This is a genomic window from Pseudomonas sp. DC1.2 (assembly GCF_034351645.1).
Lineage (GTDB): Bacteria > Pseudomonadota > Gammaproteobacteria > Pseudomonadales > Pseudomonadaceae > Aquipseudomonas.
In genome coordinates, this window is record NZ_CP133782.1 from 5,260,551 (window position 1) to 5,278,434 (window position 17,884).

A 17,884-nucleotide genomic window follows, 5' to 3' on the forward strand; every position below is an offset into this window, starting at 1 on the left:
AATGATGCTCGGACTCAATGACGCTGCCATATTCGTGATTCAAACCCTAGGCAGTTTGTACCTGCTGATCGTGTTGTTGCGTTTCATCCTGCAAGTGGTGCGGGCGAACTTCTACAACCCGCTCTGCCAGTTCACCGTGAAAGCCACTCAACCGCTGCTCAAACCACTGCGCCGGATCATCCCAAGCCTGTTTGGGCTCGACATGTCGTCGCTGGTGCTGGCGTTGATCGTGCAAATGGCGCTGTTCGCGGTCATCCTGCTGCTCAAAGGTTTCAGGGTGGACGTGCTGTTCCTGGTTCCGTGGGCGTTGATCGGCATCTTCTCGCTGTTTTTGAAAGTGCTGTTCTACGCAATGATCATCAGCGTGATTCTGTCCTGGGTCGCCCCGGACAGCCGCAGTCCGGCAGCGGAGCTGGTGTCGCAAATCACTGAGCCAGTCCTCGCGCCCTTCCGCCGACTCTTGCCAAACCTGGGCGGCCTCGATATTTCGCCGATCTTTGCGTTTATTGCCCTCCAGTTACTGCAAAGCTTCCTGATCCCGCGCCTGGCGTTCTGGACCTACATGCCGGACATGCTTTTCGGCCTGATCTGATGAGCTATTTTCGCTGGGACGGTGATGACCTGATTCTGGAGTGTCACCTGCAACCGGCAGCCCGCAGTGACGATTTCTGCGGGCTGCACGGTGACCGGCTGAAAATCCGCCTGACCGCGCCACCGGTTGAAGGCAAAGCCAATGCCTACCTGATGGCCTTTCTGGCCAAGGCGTTCGGGGTGTCCAAAAGCCAGGTGAGTTTGATCAGTGGCGAGTTGAACCGGCAGAAACGAGTGCGCATTTGCTCGCCGAAAAAGCTGCCGGAACTACCGGATTTTGGGCGCCCGGCAGTTTGATCGCGTTGTCGTTCTTCGCGAACACGCCACGCCACCACAGGTGTCTGCATTCCAATGTGGGAGCGCGGCTAACCCGCAAAGGCCGTACCACGGTTTAACTGAATGAAATCAGGCCCGGCCTTCGCTTGCCGCTGGCCACACCGGTCTTTAGACTTACGCCTCATTTCAACGAGAGCAGGGTCGATGCCAACTGCCTTTCCCGCCGATTCTGTTGGTCTGGTGACGCCGCAAGTGGCGCACTTCAGCGAACCCCTGGCTCTGGCTTGCGGTCGTTCGCTGCCAGCCTATGACCTGATCTATGAAACCTACGGCACGCTAAACGCCACGGCGAGCAACGCCGTGCTGATCTGCCACGCCTTGTCCGGTCACCACCACGCGGCGGGTTTCCATAGCCCCGAGGACCGCAAACCCGGTTGGTGGGACAGCTGCATTGGTCCCGGCAAACCGATCGATACCCGCAAGTTCTTCGTGGTCAGCCTGAACAACCTCGGTGGTTGCAACGGTTCTACCGGGCCGAGCAGCCTCAACCCGGAAACCGGCAAGCCGTTTGGCGCCGATTTCCCGGTGCTGACCGTCGAAGACTGGGTCCACAGCCAAGCCCACCTCGCCGACCGCTTGGGCATCGCACAATGGGCCGCCGTGATCGGTGGCAGCCTGGGCGGCATGCAGGCGATGCAATGGAGCATCACTTACCCTGATCGCATCAGGCACTGCGTTGCCATTGCCTCGGCCCCCAAGCTCTCGGCGCAAAACATCGCATTTAACGAAGTGGCGCGTCAGGCGATCCTCACCGACCCCGACTTCCACGGCGGATCGTTCCAGGAAGCGGGGGTGATCCCCAAGCGCGGGTTGATGCTGGCGCGGATGGTCGGGCACATTACGTACCTGTCCGATGACTCGATGGGCGAAAAATTCGGCCGGGGCCTGAAGAGCGAGAAGCTCAACTACGACTTCCACAGCGTCGAATTTCAGGTCGAAAGCTACCTGCGCTATCAAGGGGAAGAGTTCTCCGGGCGCTTCGACGCCAACACCTATCTGCTGATGACCAAGGCCCTGGACTACTTCGACCCGGCGGCGAACTTCGGTGACGACCTGGCAAAAACCTTCGCGCATGCCCAGGCCAGGTTTTGCGTCATGTCCTTCACCACCGACTGGCGCTTCTCCCCTGCCCGTTCGCGGGAACTGGTGGACGCGTTGATGGCGGCCAGGAAAGACGTCTGCTACCTCGAGATCGATGCTCCGCAAGGCCACGACGCCTTTCTGATTCCAATCCCGCGCTACTTGCAGGCGTTCAGCAACTACATGAACCGAATTCCGCTTATATGAGCCGTTATCACGTAGGGAGAAAGCCATGAGAGCTGATCTGGACATCATCCAGGAATGGATCCCTGCCGGCAGCCGCGTGCTCGACCTCGGCTGCGGCGACGGTGAGTTACTGACCTGGCTGCGCGACCACAAGCAAGTGACCGGCTACGGCCTGGAAAACGACGCGGACAACATCGCGCAGTGCGTGGCCAAGGGCATTAACGTCATTGAGCAGGACCTGGACAAGGGCCTGGGCAACTTTGCCAGCAACAGTTTCGACATCGTGGTGATGACCCAGGCGCTGCAAGCCGTGCATTACCCGGACAAGATCCTCGACGAAATGCTGCGAGTCGGTCGTCAGTGCATCATCACCTTCCCCAACTTCGGCCACTGGCGCTGCCGCTGGTACTTGGCGAGCAAGGGTCGCATGCCGGTGTCCGACTTTCTGCCGTACACCTGGTACAACACGCCGAACATCCACTTCTGTACGTTCGAAGACTTCGAAGCGCTGTGCCGCGAACGCGAAGCCAAGGTCATTGATCGGCTTGCCGTAGATCAACAGCACCGGCACGGGTGGGCCAGTAAGCTATGGCCTAATCTGTTGGGTGAGATTGGTATCTACCGCGTCAGCAGTCCAGGGCTCACCGACCACAAGGTCGCAGTCTGAACCACGACATTGCGAGGAGAACGATGATGCATCGTTTAGCGTTGTTTCTACTTACCGTCTGCCTGAGCGTCAGCGCCATGGCCGCCGATGCCATCAAAGGCGAGCGCCAGGAAACCTTTGGCGACGTCACCGTACATTACAACACCTTCAACTCCACCTACTTGCAGCCGGACATCGCCAAGGCTGCCGAGTTGATCCGCAGCAAAAACCAGGGAGTGATCAACGTCTCGGTGGTCAAGGGCGGCAAGCCGCTGATCGCCAATGTCAGCGGCTCTGTCAAAGACCTGACCAGCAAGAGCGTCGCCCTCACCTTCCGCCAGATTACCGAGCCTGGTGCGGTCTACTACGTCGCCCAGTTCCCGGTGGCGCAGCAGGAAACCCGGACCTTTGAAATCAAGGTCCAGACCGGCGACACGGTTAACACCCTCCATTTCAACCAAGAGCTTTTTCCCGGCGAATGATGAACTTCACGCAACTCGTACTGGCCAGCCATAACGCCGGCAAACTCAAGGAACTCCAGGCCATGCTCGGCGAATCGGTGCAACTGCGCTCGGTCGGCGAGTTCAGCAGCGTCGAGCCTGAAGAAACCGGCCTGTCATTCGTTGAGAACGCCATCCTCAAGGCCCGCAATGCCGCTCGCCTCTCTGGCCTGCCGGCACTGGCCGATGATTCGGGGTTGGCGGTGGATTTCCTCGGCGGCGCACCGGGCATTTATTCTGCTCGCTACGCTGACGGCCAGTGCGATGCGGCGAACAACGCCAAGCTGCTCGAAGTGTTGAAAGACGTGCCGCAAGACAAGCGCGGCGCGCAGTTCGTCTGCGTTCTGGCACTGGTGCGGCATGCCGACGATCCGCTACCGATCCTTTGCGAAGGCTTGTGGCACGGGCGCATTCTGCCCGCCGCCAGCGGAGCGCACGGTTTTGGCTACGACCCGCTGTTCTGGGTGCCAGAACGTGATTGCTCCAGCGCCGAGCTGAGTCCGAGCGACAAAAACCTCATCAGCCACCGCGCCCGCGCGATGGTTTTGCTGCGCCAGCGTCTGGGACTGAAATGACCCACGACTCGTCCGCCTCGCCACTGATTTTCGGCGGCGATGCACACTCGCCCCGGGCCGCGCTGCCCACGCTGCCGCCCCTGGCGCTGTACATCCACATCCCGTGGTGTGTGCGCAAATGTCCTTATTGCGATTTCAACTCCCACACCGCCAGCCCCGTGCTGCCGGAGCAGGAATACGTCGACGCGTTGTTGGCCGATCTCGATCAGGATCTGCACGCGGTTTACGGCCGCGAGCTGAGTTCGATCTTCTTTGGCGGCGGCACGCCAAGCCTGTTTAGCGCAGAGGCGCTGGGGCGTTTGCTCGAAGGCGTGGAGCAACGGGTGAGGTTTGCCAGCGACATCGAAATCACCCTGGAAGCCAATCCGGGAACGTTCGAGCAGGAGAAGTTCGTAGCCTACCGGGCGCTGGGCATCAATCGCCTGTCGATCGGCATCCAGAGCTTTCAGGAAGAAAAGCTCAAGGCGCTGGGGCGCATTCACAACGGTGACGAAGCGGTACGTGCCGCCGGCATGGCCCGTCAGGCCGGGTTCGACAACTTCAACCTGGACCTGATGCACGGTTTGCCCGATCAGTCGCTGGACGACGCGTTGAGCGACCTGCGCCAGGCCATCGCGCTAAAGCCCACTCATCTGTCCTGGTATCAACTGACACTCGAACCCAACACCGTGTTCTGGAACCAGCCCCCGACGCTGCCGGAAGACGACACGCTGTGGGACATTCAGGAAGCCGGCCAGGCGCTGCTGGCCGAGCACGGTTACGCCCAGTACGAAGTCTCGGCCTATGCCCAACCCGGTCGTGCGGCGCGGCATAACCTGAATTACTGGAGTTTCGGCGACTTCATCGGCATCGGCGCTGGCGCCCACGGCAAACTCAGCCATCCGGACGGGCGTATCGTGCGCACCTGGAAGACGCGGCTGCCGAAGGACTACCTCAACCCGGTCAAAAGCTTCAAGGCCGGCGAGAAAGCCCTGACCAACGATGAACTGCCCTTCGAGTTCCTGATGAACGCGTTACGCCTGACAGCAGGTGTGGAATCGCGGCTGTACCCAGAGCGCACCGGCCTGCCGCTGGAAAGCCTTGCCGAAAGCCGCCTCGAAGCCGAACAAAGTGGGCTGTTGCAGGTCGAACCGACACGTCTGGCGGCCACCGAGCGCGGACAACTGTTTCTCAATGACTTGCTGCAGACATTTCTGAGCTGATTTCAGCCTTAAGGGAACACCAATGGATTTGATACTCGACCTGCTCGCCACCGTGTCCCGCTGGAGCCGCAGCAATCTGTCGGAAATCTCCCTGGCGCTGGTGGGCTGCTTGCTGGTGCTGTTCGGCGCGGACATCAAAGGTTGGGTCGATCAACGCCTGGGCAGCATCGCCGGTGCCTTGCGCGTCCCACTGATGGCCCTGCTCTGCATGATCGGCAGCGGCGCTGCGCTGATCTACGCCACGCCCTGGATCGTTCGCGGGCTGAGCCAGTTCAACAACTACAGCCTGGCGCCGGTGTTGGTAGTGGTGCTGGTGTTGATCGGCGTAGTGGCAGACCGCCGCTAACCCCAAACGCATCACAAAACTAATGTGGGAGCGCGCCCGCCCCCACAGTTTTTATTGCGTGACGGCTTAGGACTGTTTCTCGAACTTAAGATCCCACACGCCGTGCCCAAGACGTTCGCCGCGGCGTTCGAACTTGGTGATCGGGCGCTCGGTCGGGCGCGGCACACATTTGCCGTCCTCGGCCAGGTTGCGGTAACCCGGTGCGACGCTCATCACCTCCAGCATGTACTCGGCGTAAGGTTCCCAGTCGGTGGCCATGTGCAGCACACCGCCGACCTTCAACTTGCTACGCACCAGCTCCGCGAACGAGGCTTGCACAATACGACGCTTGTGGTGACGGCTCTTGTGCCACGGATCAGGGAAAAACAGCATCAAGCGATCAAGGCTGTTATCGGCCACGCAGCGGTTGAGCACTTCGATCGCGTCGCAATCGTAGACCCGCAAGTTGGTCAGGCCCTGAGTCAGCACGCCATTGAGCAGCGCGCCGACACCCGGACGGTGAACCTCGATACCAATGAAATCGTGTTCCGGCGAAGCAGCGGCCATTTCCAGCAGCGAATGGCCCATGCCAAAGCCGATTTCCAGGGAGCGCGGCGCCGAGCGGCCGAACACCTGATCGAAGTCCACCGGCGCATCGGCCAGCGGCAGGACGAACAGCGGCGTGCCCTGCTCCAGACCTTTTTGCTGACCTTCGGTCATACGGCCCGCGCGCATCACAAAACTCTTGATGCGGCGGTGTTGGCGGTCTTCGCCTTCTTCCGGCTGGATAGGCGTGTCGTTTGATTCAGTCATCAATGGCTCTTACTTGATCAGACCATCCAGCGGCGAGGAGGCGCTGGCATAGAGTTTTTTCGGCATACGGCCGGCGAGGTAGGCCAGACGACCTGCGACGATGGCGTGTTTCATGGCTTCAGCCATCATGATCGGCTGCTGAGCATGGGCGATGGCCGAGTTCATCAGCACCGCTTCGCAACCCAACTCCATGGCGATGGTGGCGTCAGATGCCGTACCGACACCGGCATCCACCAATACTGGAATCTTGGCTTCTTCGAGGATGATCTGCAGGTTGTACGGATTGCAGATCCCCAGACCCGTGCCGATCAAACCGGCCAGCGGCATGACCGCGATGCAGCCGATTTCCGCGAGTTGACGGGCAATAATCGGGTCATCGCTGGTGTAAACCATGACGTCGAAACCTTCCTTGACCAGCACTTCGGCGGCCTTGAGGGTTTCGATAACGTTGGGAAAAAGGGTTTTCTGGTCAGCTAGCACTTCCAGCTTCACCAGGTTGTGGCCCCCGAGAAGCTCACGGGCCAGGCGGCAAGTGCGCACAGCCTCAGTAGCGTCAAAGCAACCGGCGGTGTTCGGCAGAAAGGTGTAGCGATCCGGCGACAGGATTTCAAGCAGGTTCGGTTCGCCCGGGTTCTGCCCAAGGTTGGTGCGGCGCACGGCGAAGGTGACTATCTCTGCACCCGAGGCCTCGATGGCCAGACGAGTTTCTTCCATGTCGCGGTACTTGCCGGTGCCTACCAGCAAACGCGACTGGTAAGTACGACCGGCCAGGACGAAGGGCTTGTCGCTACGAACGATGCTCATGGGAAATCCTCTGTAGGGGTGAGGTTCTTGCAGAATTGCTTATTAACCAAACGCGGTGAAAACGTCGCGAGCGAAGGAAAGACAAGGCAAAAGCAGTCTACGGGTTGTAAATGAGCATTCCGAGCCTGTTTTTAACGCAGTATTTCTTGCGTGCGCCAAAGGCGCCCAGCATGCAGCAGTTTTCACAGTGTTTGGCGACTAGCCGCCGCCGATGGCGTGTACCACTTCGACCGAGTCCCCGTCACTCAACGTTGTGTCGGCATGCTGGCTGCGAGGGACGATATCCAGATTGAGTTCGACCGCCACCCGGCGTCCGGTGAGTTCCAGACGGGTCAGCAGGGCCGCAACGGTTTCGCCGTCGGGCAGTTCAAGGGATTCGCCGTTCAACTGAATGCGCATACCGAATGCCGCCATCGTTTTTAGGGGCAGGCATTCTAGCTCGATCAGTCTTGGCGACCCAAGCCATTCATCATGAAATGGACTGCACGGTCAGCTCAACCGCCAGGCGGCAAGGCCCAGGCAGAACCAGCCCACCAGAAACGCCAGACCGCCAAAAGGCGTGATGATGCCAAGCTTGCTGACGCCGGTCAGGGTCAACAGGTACAGACTGCCGGAGAACAGCATGATACCGACGACAAACGAGGCGCCGGCCCAGGTGATCAGGCGGCCCGGAACCTGTGTGGCCAACAGCGCGACGCCCAGCAACGCCAAGGTGTGTACCAGTTGATAAGTGACGCCGGTATGAAAGATCGCCAGGTACTCGGGCGTCAGGCGGTTTTTCAGGCCGTGGGCGGCAAATGCGCCAAGGGCAACGCCAGTGAAGCCGAAGAAAGCGGCCAGCATCAGAAAGCCACGCAGCATGGAGAACTCCAGTCAGACTCGATCAACAGGGTCTGTATAATGGCCCGCTCAACGGGTTCGGCCAAGCCATCTCTATGCTGCGTTTAATTTTCCGTCGCTTCACAAAAGCCCTGTTCTGGTTCGCGGTCGGCAGCGTTGTGCTGGTGCTGATCTTTCGCGTCGTGCCGCCACCGGGGACGGCGCTGATGGTCGAGCGCAAGGTTGAGTCGTGGGTCGATGGCGAGCCCATCGACCTGCAACGCACCTGGACGCCCTGGAATGAAATTTCCGACGACCTGAAAGTCGCAGTGATTGCAGGCGAGGATCAGAAATTCCCGGAGCACTGGGGCTTTGACTTCGGCGCCATCCAGGCCGCCCTCGCCCACAACGAACTTGGCGGCACGGTCCGCGGCGCAAGCACGCTGAGCCAGCAAGTCTCGAAAAACCTGTTCCTGTGGTCTGGCCGTAGCTGGTTACGCAAAGGGCTGGAGGCCTGGTTTACCGGACTGATCGAAGTGTTTTGGCCCAAGCAGCGGATTCTTGAGGTGTACCTGAACAGCGTGGAGTGGGACGACGGCGTATTTGGCGCCGAAGCAGCGGCCCGTCATCACTTTGGCGTGAGTGCTCGGTCGTTGTCGCGCCAGCAGGCCAGTTATCTGGCGGCGGTGCTGCCCAATCCGCGCGTGTGGAGTGCGAGCCATCCGACATCCTATGTATCAAGGCGCGCAGGGTGGATTCGGCAGCAGATGAATCAGTTGGGCGGCGACAGCTATCTGCTGGGGCTCAATGATTCACGGCGAGCGCCTTGGGCTCCGTAGCCCAATACAGTGTCATGTACGCCTGAGAACGCCTGTGAGAGCCCGCTTGCTCCCACAATGGAAAACGGCAAAGCAGAAAAATCGACACCCACAAAAACGCCCCGACCATTTTGAACTGATCGGGGCGTTTTTTATTGTCGGTTGCGCGGCTTAGGCGGCGATCGACAACTTGAGCTTGTTCATCGCGCTCTTCTCGAGCTGACGAATACGCTCAGCCGACACGTTGTACTTCTGCGCCAGGTCGTGCAGCGTCGCTTTTTCTTCTGCCAGCCAACGCTGGTAGAGGATGTCACGACTGCGGTCGTCCAGCACTTCCAGCGCTTCGTGCAGATTGTGGTTGGAGTTGTCACTCCAGTCCGCGTCTTCCAGTTGACGCGCCGGGTCATACCGGTGGTCTTCCAGATAGTTAGACGGCGATTGGAAGGCGCTGTCGTCGTCCGCTTCGGCGGCCGGGTCGAAGGCCATGTCATGGCCAGTCAGGCGGCTTTCCATCTCTCGCACTTCCCGTGGCTCTACGCCAAGGCTCTCCGCCACACGGTGAACTTCCTCGTTGTTCAGCCACGCCAGACGTTTCTTCTGGCTACGGAGGTTGAAGAACAACTTGCGCTGAGCCTTGGTGGTCGCGACTTTCACAATGCGCCAGTTGCGCAGGATGAATTCGTGAATTTCCGCCTTGATCCAATGCACCGCAAACGACACCAAGCGCACACCCATTTCGGGGTTGAAGCGCTTGACCGCCTTCATCAGGCCAACGTTGCCTTCCTGGATCAGGTCAGCCTGGGCCAGGCCGTAGCCGGAATAGCTACGGGCAATGTGTACAACAAAACGCAGGTGGGCGAGCACCATCTGCCGAGCCGCCCCCAAATCCTGCTCATAATAGAGACTCTCGGCCAGTTCACGCTCCTGCTCCGGCGTCAGCAATGGGATGCTGTTCACCGTGTGCACATAGGCTTCCAGGTTTGCGCCTGGGACCAGAGCATAAGCAGGTTGCAAAGAAGTGGTCATACGAAAAAACCTCCGACTTACATAACTCGTGCAGTTCAGCACTGCGAAAATTGACCGGGAACCGTAGGACAAGTTCCCCTGAACGCTGAAAGGTAAATACGCACAAAAATATACTACTTCGGCGCCAACTCCCTGAGATGACGAGCGACTGCAATCCATGCACCGATATAACCCAACAGCACCGCGCCAAGCAAGAGCGACAGACCATCGGCAACTGGCACTCCGGCCAGCGCAAAATTACTGCCGTACAAGCCGGCCAGCCCAACCACGGCGTCGTTCAGCCAGTCCAGGCCAAACGCCAGCAAGCCCCAGGATAAAACCCCAGCACCCAAGCCGTACAACGCCCCCATGTAAAGAAAGGGCCTGCGCACATAGCTGTCCGTGCCGCCGACGAGTTTAATCACTTCTATCTCTGTGCGACGGTTTTCAATATGAAGACGAATGGTATTGCCTATCACCAAAAGTAATGCAGACACCAGGAGCACGGTCAGACCAAAGACAAATCGGTCGCCCAGCTTGAGGATGGCAGCCAGACGCTCGACCCAGACTAGATCAAGTTGCGCCTGTTGTACCTTTGGCAGCTCGGAAAGTTTTTGTCTCAATGCTTCAAGCGTCGGTTTATCGACTTCATTCGGTGTAACCAGCACCACCCCCGGAAGCGGATTTTCCGGCAATTCCTTCAGCGCGTCGCCCAGACCCGACTGCTGCTGGAACTCTTCCAGCGCCTGATCACGGCCGACGTATTCGGCATCTGCCACGCCGGGCATGCCTTTAATCTGCTCGCGTAACGATTCGCCCTGCTCGGGGCTGGCGTCAAGCTTCAGGTAGAGGGAGATCTGCGCCGCACGCTGCCAGGAGCCGCCGAGACGTTCGACGTTATTGAGCAAAAGTGACAGGCCCATCGGCAAACTCAGGGCAACCGCCATCACCATGCAGGTAAAAAAGCTGCCGATTGGCTGCTTGCCGAGGCGACGCACGCTGTCCATAAGACTGGCACGGTGGCTCTCTACCCAAGCGCGGAACAACGTGGCGAAGTCCGGACCGTCGTCATCGTCGCGTTTTTTCTTCTGCGGCTGCGGGTCAGCGGCCTTCGGCGCCACTCGCTCGGAAACCTTGGGGCTGCGTGTCGCACTCATACGCCAGCCTCCCCGTCGCCAATCAATCGGCCGCGTTGCAGGGTCAGCATGCGGTGGCGCATGCGGGCGATCAGTGCCAGGTCGTGACTGGCGATCAACACGCTGGTGCCCAAGCGGTTGATGTCCTCGAACACGCCCATGATCTCAGCCGCCAGACGTGGATCGAGGTTACCGGTCGGCTCATCCGCCAACAACAAGGCGGGGCGGTGAACGATGGCGCGGGCAATGCCGACACGCTGCTGCTGACCGGTGGACAGGTCGCCAGGGTACAGGTCGGTTTTGTCCGACAGCGCCACGCGCTCCAGGGCCGAGTCCACACGCTTGGCGATCTCGGCTTTGGACAAGCCGAGGATCTGTAACGGCAACGCGACGTTATTGAACACCGTGCGATCAAATAGCAGTTGGTGGTTCTGGAACACCACGCCTATCTGCCGCCGCAGGTAGGGAATCTGTGCGTTGCTGATGGTGCCCAGGTCTTGCCCGGCCAGCAGCAATTTGCCGGTGGTGGGGCGCTCCATGGCCAGCAACAATCGCAACAAGGTACTTTTACCAGCGCCGGAATGGCCGGTAACAAACAAAAACTCGCCACGACGGACTCGAAAGCTCAGCTCATGCAAGCCGACGTGACCGTTCGGGTAGCGTTTACCGACCTGTTCGAAACGAATCATGAACGCTCCCGCTCGGCAAAGAGTGCCTGGACAAAGGGTTCTGCTTCAAAAGTGCGCAAATCATCAATGCCTTCGCCGACACCGATGTAGCGAATCGGCAAACCAAATTGCTTGGCCAAGGCGAAAATCACGCCGCCCTTGGCGGTGCCGTCGAGCTTGGTCAGCGCCAGACCCGTCAATTGCACGGTCTGATTGAATTGCTTGGCCTGGCTGATAGCGTTCTGGCCAGTGCCGGCGTCGAGCACCAACAACACTTCATGTGGCGCATCGGCGTCGAGCTTGCCGATTACCCGGCGAACCTTTTTCAACTCTTCCATCAGGTTGTCTTTGGTGTGCAGGCGCCCCGCAGTGTCGGCGATCAGCACGTCAATGCCACGAGCCTTGGCGGCTTGCACCGCGTCGAAGATCACCGAAGCCGAATCGGCACCGGTGTGCTGGGCGATCACCGGGATCTTGTTGCGCTCACCCCAGACCTGCAATTGCTCCACCGCAGCGGCACGGAAGGTGTCGCCGGCAGCCAACATGACCTTCTTGCCTTCCAGTTGCAGCTTCTTCGCCAGTTTGCCGATAGTGGTGGTTTTGCCAGCGCCATTAACGCCCACCACCAGAATCACGAACGGCTTGTTCTGCGAAGTAATGTTCAGCGGCTGTTCGACGGGTTTGAGCATCGCCGCCAGTTCTGCTTGCAGGGATTTGTACAACGCATCGGCGTCGGCCAGTTCCTTGCGAGCAACCTTCTGCGTCAGGCGCTGAATGATCACCGACGTCGCCTCGACGCCGACGTCGGCAGTCAACAGGCGGGTTTCGATGTCTTCGAGCAATTCGTCATCAATGTTTTTCTTGCCCAGAAACAGGCTGGCCATGCCTTCGCCGATGCTGGCACTGGTCTTGGACAGGCCTTGCTTGAGGCGAGCGAAGAAACCGGCTTTGGTTTCTTCAGTGCGCGGCGGCTCGGCTGGGGGCTCGACGATGGCGACCGGCGCAGCAGCGACCGACGCAATAACCGGTACAGGCGCAGGCACTGGCGCTTGAACAATCGGGGCAACGAATATGGGCGCGACAGGCTCAGGAACAACCGGCTCAGGTTCGGCCACGATCACTGGCGCCACAACCGGCTCAACCACTGGCACGTGAACCGGCTCAGGATTAAACCCGATCGGCGCAGGAATCGGCGGAGTGACGTGAGGCGCCTGCTCATCTTCGACCAATGCCACAGGCTCTTCTGCCACCGGCAACGTCAGCCATGGTTCGGCGGCCGGCATTACCGACGGTTCGGCTTCAGGCTCCACCACCGGTTGCAGCACCGGTTGCAGCACCGGTTCAGCCATGGGCAAGACAATCGGCGCAGGCGCTTCTTCTGTTAACGGCGCGGGGATTGGTTCAGGCGTTGGCTGTGGCTGTTCGACGACGGGTTCCTGCGGCTTTTTGCGCAGCCATCCGAACAGGCTTTTCTTCTCACCAGCCGCAGCTGGGGTCTTCTTGTCGTCGTTGGAACCAAACATGGAGGACGGCTATCTCACAGTAGCGACGCGCCAAAGGGCGCCCCGGCAAATAAATATTCGATGCAGAACAGACTGCAATTGACCCAGCTTGTTCACGCGCAACATTTTCTTGAGGCGCCAACGGCAGCTCAAAGGTCGACTAATACTAAGCACTGGACCGGCATCTTCGGCGAAAACGCAGAGTTTCGCTGATAAACGCAAAGCTTCTGCCGGCAACCCATACAGCCTTATGGCCATTCAAAGGCCTGATAGGCGTGGCCGCCAGTAAAACGGATCAGTATCCTAGCACCCTCTCGCCCGCTGACGCTAAGACCAAGCGGGCAGCTCAACAGGTTTAAAAACGTATGAATGCTCTAGCCCGCCGCGCTGCAGGCCTGCTGCTCAGCACAGTATGTCTGCCTCTTTCAGCCTTGGCTGCCGATCCACAACCCACCCATGAATTCACCCTCGACAACGGCTTGAAGGTCGTCGTGCGCGAAGACCATCGGGCGCCGGTGGTGGTGTCCCAGGTCTGGTACAAGGTCGGCTCCAGCTACGAAACTCCGGGGCAAACCGGCTTGTCCCACGCCCTGGAACACATGATGTTCAAAGGCAGCGAGAAAGCCGGTCCCGGCGAAGCTTCGTTGATCCTGCGCGATCTAGGCGCCGAAGAAAACGCGTTCACCAGCGACGACTACACCGCGTACTACCAAGTCCTGGCGCGCGATCGACTGGGCGTGGCCTTTGAACTCGAAGCCGACCGCATGGCCAATCTGCGCCTGCCGGCCGACGAATTCACTCGTGAGATCGAAGTCATCAAAGAGGAGCGTCGTCTGCGCACCGATGACAAGCCGATGTCCAAGGCCTACGAACGCTTCAAGGCCATGGCCTACCCGGCCAGCGGCTACCACACGCCCACCATCGGCTGGATGGCTGACCTTGAGCGCATGAAAATCGAAGAACTGCGCCACTGGTACACGTCCTGGTATGTGCCAAACAACGCCACGCTGGTGGTGGTCGGCGACGTCACCCCGGACGAAGTCAAAGCCCTGGCTCAGCGCTACTTCGGCCCCATTGCCAAGCGCGACGTACCGCCCGCTAAAATCCCGCTGGAACTGGCCGAACCCGGCGAGCGGCAGATCACCCTGCATGTGCAGACACAGCTGCCGAGCCTGATGCTGGGCTTCAACGTGCCGAGCATCGCTACCGCTGAAGACAAACGCTCGGTGAACGCCTTGCGCTTGATCTCGGCCCTGCTCGACGGCGGCTACAGCGGTCGCATCCCGACGCAACTGGAACGTGGCGAAGAGCTGGTGTCAGGCGGTTCGTCGAGTTACGACGCCTACAGTCGCGGCGACAGTCTTTTCACCTTGTCGGCCACCCCGAATACCCAGAAACACAAAACCATCGCTCAGGCCGAGGCTGGTTTGTGGAAGCTGCTCGATCAGTTGAAAACCAGCGCACCCTCTACCGCCGAGCTGGAACGCGTGCGAGCGCAGGTGATCGCCGGTCTGGTCTACGAGCGAGACTCGATCACCAGTCAGGCCAGCGCCATTGGTCAACTGGAAAGCGTCGGTCTGTCCTGGAAGCTGATGGACACCGAACTTGCCGATCTTGAAAGCGTGACCCCGCAAGACATCCAGAAAGCCGCCAAGCTGTATTTCACCCGCGAACGTCTCAGCGTCGCCCATGTACTGCCACTGGAGACGACTCATGAGTGAGCGTAAAAACACACGTCTGGTACTGATCGGCTTGATCGTTATCGCACTGATCGGGTCCGCCGCCGTTTACCTGCTGCGCCCGGCTGACTCCAAGGCCAGCGAAGCCCTGGACAAGGCAACGTCCAGCCAGAAACTGCAATCGCTGGCAGAACTCGACGGCAAGCCGCCGAGCCACCGGACCCTGAACGTGCAAACCTGGAGCACCGCCGAAGGCGCCAAGGTGATGTTTGTTGAAGCCCGTGAACTGCCGATGTTCGACATGCGCCTGATCTTCGCTGCGGGCAGCAGCCAGGACGGCCCTGCTCCCGGCCTGGCGCTGCTGACCAATGCGATGCTCAACGAAGGCGTGGCCGGTAAAGATGTCGGTGCCATCGCTCAAGGCTTCGAAGGCCTCGGTGCCGATTTCGGCAACGGTGCCTACAAAGACATGGCCGTCGCGTCCCTGCGCAGTCTGAGCGCGGCGGACAAACGCGAACCGGCGCTGAAGCTGTTTTCTGAAGTCGTCGGCCACCCGACCTTCCCTGCCGATTCGTTCGCACGGATCAAGAACCAGCTACTCGCCGGCTTCGAATACCAGAAACAGAACCCAGGCAAACTGGCCGGCCTTGAGCTGATGAACCGTTTGTATGGGGATCATCCTTACGCCCACTCCAGCGACGGCACAGCGAAAACCGTTCCGGCAATCACCCTGGCACAGCTTCGCGCCTTCCACGAAAAAGCTTACGCCGCCGGCAACGTGGTGATTGCTTTGGTGGGCGACCTGTCGCGTAGCGAAGCCGAGGCGATTGCGGCGCAGGTCTCCAGCGCACTGCCAAAAGGCCCGGCCCTGGCGAAAATCCCGCAACCGGTAGAACCGAAAGCCAGCATTGGCCACATCGAGTTCCCGTCCAAGCAGACCAACCTGATGCTGGCGCAAGTGGGCATCGACCGTGACGATCCAGACTACGCCGCACTGTCCATGGGCAACCAGATCCTCGGCGGCGGTGGTTTCGGCACGCGCTTGATGAGCGAAGTCCGCGAAAAACGCGGCCTGACCTACGGCGTCTATTCGGGCTTCACGCCGATGCAGGCCCGCGGCCCGTTCATGATCAACCTGCAAACCCGCGCCGAAATGAGCGAGGGCACCCTCAAACTGGTGCAGGACGTACTCGCCGACTACCTTAAAACCGGCCCGACCCAAAAAGAGCTCGACGACGCCAAACGCGAACTGGCGGGCAGCTTTCCACTCTCAAACGCCAGCAACGCGGACATCGTCGGCCAACTCGGTGCCATGGGTTTCTACAACCTGCCGCTGAGTTATCTGGAAGACTTCATGCAACAGTCCCAGAACCTGACCGTCGAGCAAGTCAAAACCGCACTGAACAAACACCTGAGCACGGAAAAAATGGTCATCGTTACCGCTGGCCCGACCGTGCCGCAAAAGCCGTTACCGGCCCCTACTGATAAACCTTCCGAGCAGCCGCTCGGGGTTCCGGAGCATTAATGGCCACTCGCCCTAAAAAACCTGTTCACAACGTCCATAACGGCGTGAACCAACTGCGCATCATCGGCGGTGAATGGGGCAGCCGAAAGCTGAGTTTCCCCGATGCACCCGGTCTGCGCCCAACACCGGACCGGGTGCGTGAAACCCTGTTCAACTGGTTGGCACCGTATGTTGCCGGCGCCAAAGTGCTTGACCCTTTTGCCGGCAGCGGCGCGCTGTTCCTCGAAGCCTTGTCGCGCGGCGCGGCAATGGGCCAGGCGCTGGACGCCAGCAACATCGCTGTCGCCAGTATCAAGGAGCACCTGGGCACGCTGCGCTGCACCACCGGTCAGGTACAGACCGCCGACGCGCTGCGCTACCTTGAAACCCAGACAGCCATTGCATTCGATGTGGTGTTTCTCGACCCACCGTTCAACCAGAACCTGCTGCCGACCGTCTGCACGCTGCTCGAAGAGCGCCAATGGTTAGCCGCAGAGGCCTGGATCTACACCGAAAGCGAAGACAAGCCGTCGATCCTTGGCTTGCCAGGCAACTGGCGCCTGCACCGGGAGCAGAAATCCGGGCGGGTTTACTACGCGTTGTGGCAACGTATGGCAGAGATCGCGGGTTAAGAGACCCGCCTGAAAAAGGTGCGCACCGGTTGCGCACCGCTGCATCGAGAGCAATCGTGCCCCAACCGCCAGAACGTTTCACCCCCGCCTTCGGCCTCGGCAACCCACACCTGCAAACCTTGTGGGGACCGCTGTGGCGCAAAACGACACACATCGACCGCCAGCGCGAACGCCTGTGGCTCGACGACGGTGACTTCCTTGACCTCGACTGGCACGGCCCGCACAGCGCCGACGCGCCGTTGGTGGTGGTGTTGCACGGGCTGACTGGTTCGTCGAATTCACCTTACGTGGCCGGCCTGCAAAAAAAACTGGCCGAACAAGGCTGGGCCAGTGTTGCGCTGAACTGGCGCGGCTGCTCGGGCGAGCCGAATCTGCTGCCCCGCAGTTACCACTCTGGCGCCAGTGAAGACCTGGCCGAAACCCTCCGGCATTTGCGCGCCAAACGCCCGCTCGCCCCTCTGTATGCCGTCGGCTATTCATTGGGTGGCAACGTGCTGCTCAAATATCTGGGTGAGACCGGCAGCGACAGTGGCCTGCTTGGCGCGGTCGCGGTATCGGTGCCCTTTCGCCTCGATCAGTGCGCCGACCGTATCGGCCAAGGGTTTTCCAAGGTCTATCAAGCGCATTTCATGCGCGAGATGCTGGCCTACATCAAGAACAAACAACGGCAGTTCCAACACGATGGACGTGAGGAAGGGCTGGCGGCATTGGCAGCGCTGGGCTCACTGGAAAACATGCGCACGTTTTGGGACTTCGATGGCAGGGTCACTGCGCCGCTGCACGGTTTTGCCGATGCCGAGGATTACTATCGCCGCGCCTCCAGCCGTTATTTCCTCGGCGCCATTGCGACACCGACGCTGATCATTCAGGCGGCCGACGATCCCTTCGTGTTCCCGCACAGCCTACCGCACGCCGAAGAACTGTCCGCGTGTACTCAGCTTGAATTGCAGGCCAGGGGCGGGCATGTCGGTTTCGTCGAGGGCTCCTTCAGCCAGCCGGGGTATTACCTCGAACGGCGGATCCCGCAGTGGTTGTCCGCTATCGACAGTGACTAAGGCTCTGG

The 17,884-nt window shown here is 59.9% G+C and carries 20 protein-coding genes and 1 pseudogene; 13 read left to right on the top strand and 8 right to left on the bottom strand.

Going from position 1 to position 17,884, the window contains the following annotated elements:
- The first annotated feature begins 4 nt into the window (after window positions 1-4).
- The 8 genes and pseudogenes from RHM68_RS23900 (at window position 5) to RHM68_RS23935 (ending at window position 5,462) form a co-directional block, all read left to right on the top strand.
- The gene (locus RHM68_RS23900; RefSeq protein ID WP_322219460.1) at window positions 5-592 is read left to right on the top strand and encodes a YggT family protein; all 588 of its coding nucleotides are present in this window, start codon (window positions 5-7) and stop codon (window positions 590-592) included.
- A complete protein-coding gene (locus tag RHM68_RS23905; protein ID WP_322219461.1) occupies window positions 592-888 on the top strand; it encodes a DUF167 domain-containing protein in 297 nt (98 codons plus the stop codon). The genes RHM68_RS23900 and RHM68_RS23905 overlap by 1 nt, the downstream gene beginning before the upstream one ends.
- A gap of 183 nt (window positions 889-1,071) precedes the next feature.
- Window positions 1,072-2,214: a homoserine O-succinyltransferase MetX gene (metX, locus tag RHM68_RS23910; protein WP_322219462.1), complete on the top strand. Its 1,143-nt coding sequence runs from the start codon at window positions 1,072-1,074 to the stop codon at window positions 2,212-2,214.
- Window positions 2,215-2,236: 22 nt separating this feature from the next.
- Window positions 2,237-2,860, top strand: a pseudogene (gene metW, locus RHM68_RS23915) (methionine biosynthesis protein MetW); the annotation flags it as partial.
- A 26-nt stretch (window positions 2,861-2,886) separates the two neighbouring features.
- A complete protein-coding gene (locus RHM68_RS23920) occupies window positions 2,887-3,321 on the top strand; it encodes a DUF4426 domain-containing protein (protein WP_322223926.1) in 435 nt (144 codons plus the stop codon).
- Window positions 3,318-3,914 (top strand): RdgB/HAM1 family non-canonical purine NTP pyrophosphatase, encoded by a 597-nt coding sequence (rdgB, locus tag RHM68_RS23925; RefSeq protein ID WP_322219463.1) that lies wholly within the window; start codon window positions 3,318-3,320, stop codon window positions 3,912-3,914. Before RHM68_RS23920 ends, rdgB begins: the two co-directional genes overlap by 4 nt.
- On the top strand, window positions 3,911-5,116 hold the full coding sequence (gene hemW, locus RHM68_RS23930) for a radical SAM family heme chaperone HemW (RefSeq protein ID WP_322219464.1): 1,206 nt from the start codon (window positions 3,911-3,913) through the stop codon (window positions 5,114-5,116). Before rdgB ends, hemW begins: the two co-directional genes overlap by 4 nt.
- A 22-nt stretch (window positions 5,117-5,138) precedes the next feature.
- A complete protein-coding gene (locus RHM68_RS23935; RefSeq protein ID WP_322219465.1) occupies window positions 5,139-5,462 on the top strand; it encodes a DUF3392 domain-containing protein in 324 nt (107 codons plus the stop codon).
- Between the two features lie 66 nt (window positions 5,463-5,528).
- Here the strand turns inward: RHM68_RS23935 and trmB are convergent, their stop codons facing one another.
- The 4 genes from trmB to RHM68_RS23955 form a co-directional block, all read right to left on the bottom strand.
- Window positions 5,529-6,254 carry a tRNA (guanosine(46)-N7)-methyltransferase TrmB gene (gene trmB / locus RHM68_RS23940; RefSeq protein WP_322219466.1) on the bottom strand — a complete coding sequence of 242 codons (726 nt, stop codon included), beginning with the start codon at window positions 6,252-6,254 and terminating at the stop codon, window positions 5,529-5,531.
- A gap of 9 nt (window positions 6,255-6,263) precedes the next feature.
- Window positions 6,264-7,058, bottom strand: a complete 795-nt coding sequence (locus RHM68_RS23945) for a thiazole synthase (RefSeq protein WP_322219467.1) — start codon at window positions 7,056-7,058, stop codon at window positions 6,264-6,266.
- A gap of 198 nt (window positions 7,059-7,256) precedes the next feature.
- The gene (gene thiS / locus RHM68_RS23950) at window positions 7,257-7,457 is read right to left on the bottom strand and encodes a sulfur carrier protein ThiS (RefSeq protein ID WP_322219468.1); all 201 of its coding nucleotides are present in this window, start codon (window positions 7,455-7,457) and stop codon (window positions 7,257-7,259) included.
- A 90-nt stretch (window positions 7,458-7,547) separates the two neighbouring features.
- Window positions 7,548-7,919 (bottom strand): DUF423 domain-containing protein, encoded by a 372-nt coding sequence (locus RHM68_RS23955; protein WP_322219469.1) that lies wholly within the window; start codon window positions 7,917-7,919, stop codon window positions 7,548-7,550.
- Between the two features lie 74 nt (window positions 7,920-7,993).
- Between RHM68_RS23955 and mtgA the strand changes: the two genes are divergently transcribed.
- The gene (gene mtgA / locus RHM68_RS23960) at window positions 7,994-8,716 is read left to right on the top strand and encodes a monofunctional biosynthetic peptidoglycan transglycosylase (protein WP_322219470.1); all 723 of its coding nucleotides are present in this window, start codon (window positions 7,994-7,996) and stop codon (window positions 8,714-8,716) included.
- A 150-nt stretch (window positions 8,717-8,866) separates the two neighbouring features.
- Here the strand turns inward: mtgA and rpoH are convergent, their stop codons facing one another.
- From rpoH to ftsY, 4 genes are all read right to left on the bottom strand, one after another.
- Entirely contained in the window at window positions 8,867-9,721 is an 855-nt protein-coding gene (rpoH, locus tag RHM68_RS23965; RefSeq protein ID WP_322219471.1) for an RNA polymerase sigma factor RpoH, read from the bottom strand.
- 113 nt (window positions 9,722-9,834) lie between these two features.
- Window positions 9,835-10,857 (bottom strand): permease-like cell division protein FtsX, encoded by a 1,023-nt coding sequence (gene ftsX / locus RHM68_RS23970; RefSeq protein ID WP_322219472.1) that lies wholly within the window; start codon window positions 10,855-10,857, stop codon window positions 9,835-9,837.
- Entirely contained in the window at window positions 10,854-11,525 is a 672-nt protein-coding gene (ftsE, locus tag RHM68_RS23975; RefSeq protein ID WP_020295825.1) for a cell division ATP-binding protein FtsE, read from the bottom strand. Before ftsE ends, ftsX begins: the two co-directional genes overlap by 4 nt.
- Window positions 11,522-13,027, bottom strand: coding sequence for a signal recognition particle-docking protein FtsY (gene ftsY / locus RHM68_RS23980; protein WP_322219473.1), 1,506 nt, complete (start codon window positions 13,025-13,027; stop codon window positions 11,522-11,524). The genes ftsE and ftsY overlap by 4 nt, the downstream gene beginning before the upstream one ends.
- 344 nt (window positions 13,028-13,371) lie before the next feature.
- On the opposite strand from ftsY, the gene RHM68_RS23985 reads away from it, so the two are divergent.
- The 4 genes from RHM68_RS23985 to RHM68_RS24000 are packed head-to-tail and all read left to right on the top strand — an operon-like array spanning window position 13,372 to window position 17,876.
- A complete protein-coding gene (locus RHM68_RS23985; RefSeq protein WP_322219474.1) occupies window positions 13,372-14,727 on the top strand; it encodes a pitrilysin family protein in 1,356 nt (451 codons plus the stop codon).
- Window positions 14,720-16,210 (top strand): pitrilysin family protein, encoded by a 1,491-nt coding sequence (locus RHM68_RS23990; protein ID WP_322219475.1) that lies wholly within the window; start codon window positions 14,720-14,722, stop codon window positions 16,208-16,210. Before RHM68_RS23985 ends, RHM68_RS23990 begins: the two co-directional genes overlap by 8 nt.
- Complete coding sequence (rsmD, locus tag RHM68_RS23995) at window positions 16,210-16,821, top strand: 16S rRNA (guanine(966)-N(2))-methyltransferase RsmD (protein ID WP_322219476.1); 612 nt, start codon at window positions 16,210-16,212, stop codon at window positions 16,819-16,821. The genes RHM68_RS23990 and rsmD overlap by 1 nt, the downstream gene beginning before the upstream one ends.
- Before the next feature lie 56 nt (window positions 16,822-16,877).
- Window positions 16,878-17,876, top strand: a complete 999-nt coding sequence (locus RHM68_RS24000; protein WP_322219477.1) for a hydrolase — start codon at window positions 16,878-16,880, stop codon at window positions 17,874-17,876.
- Window positions 17,877-17,884 lie beyond the last annotated feature (8 nt).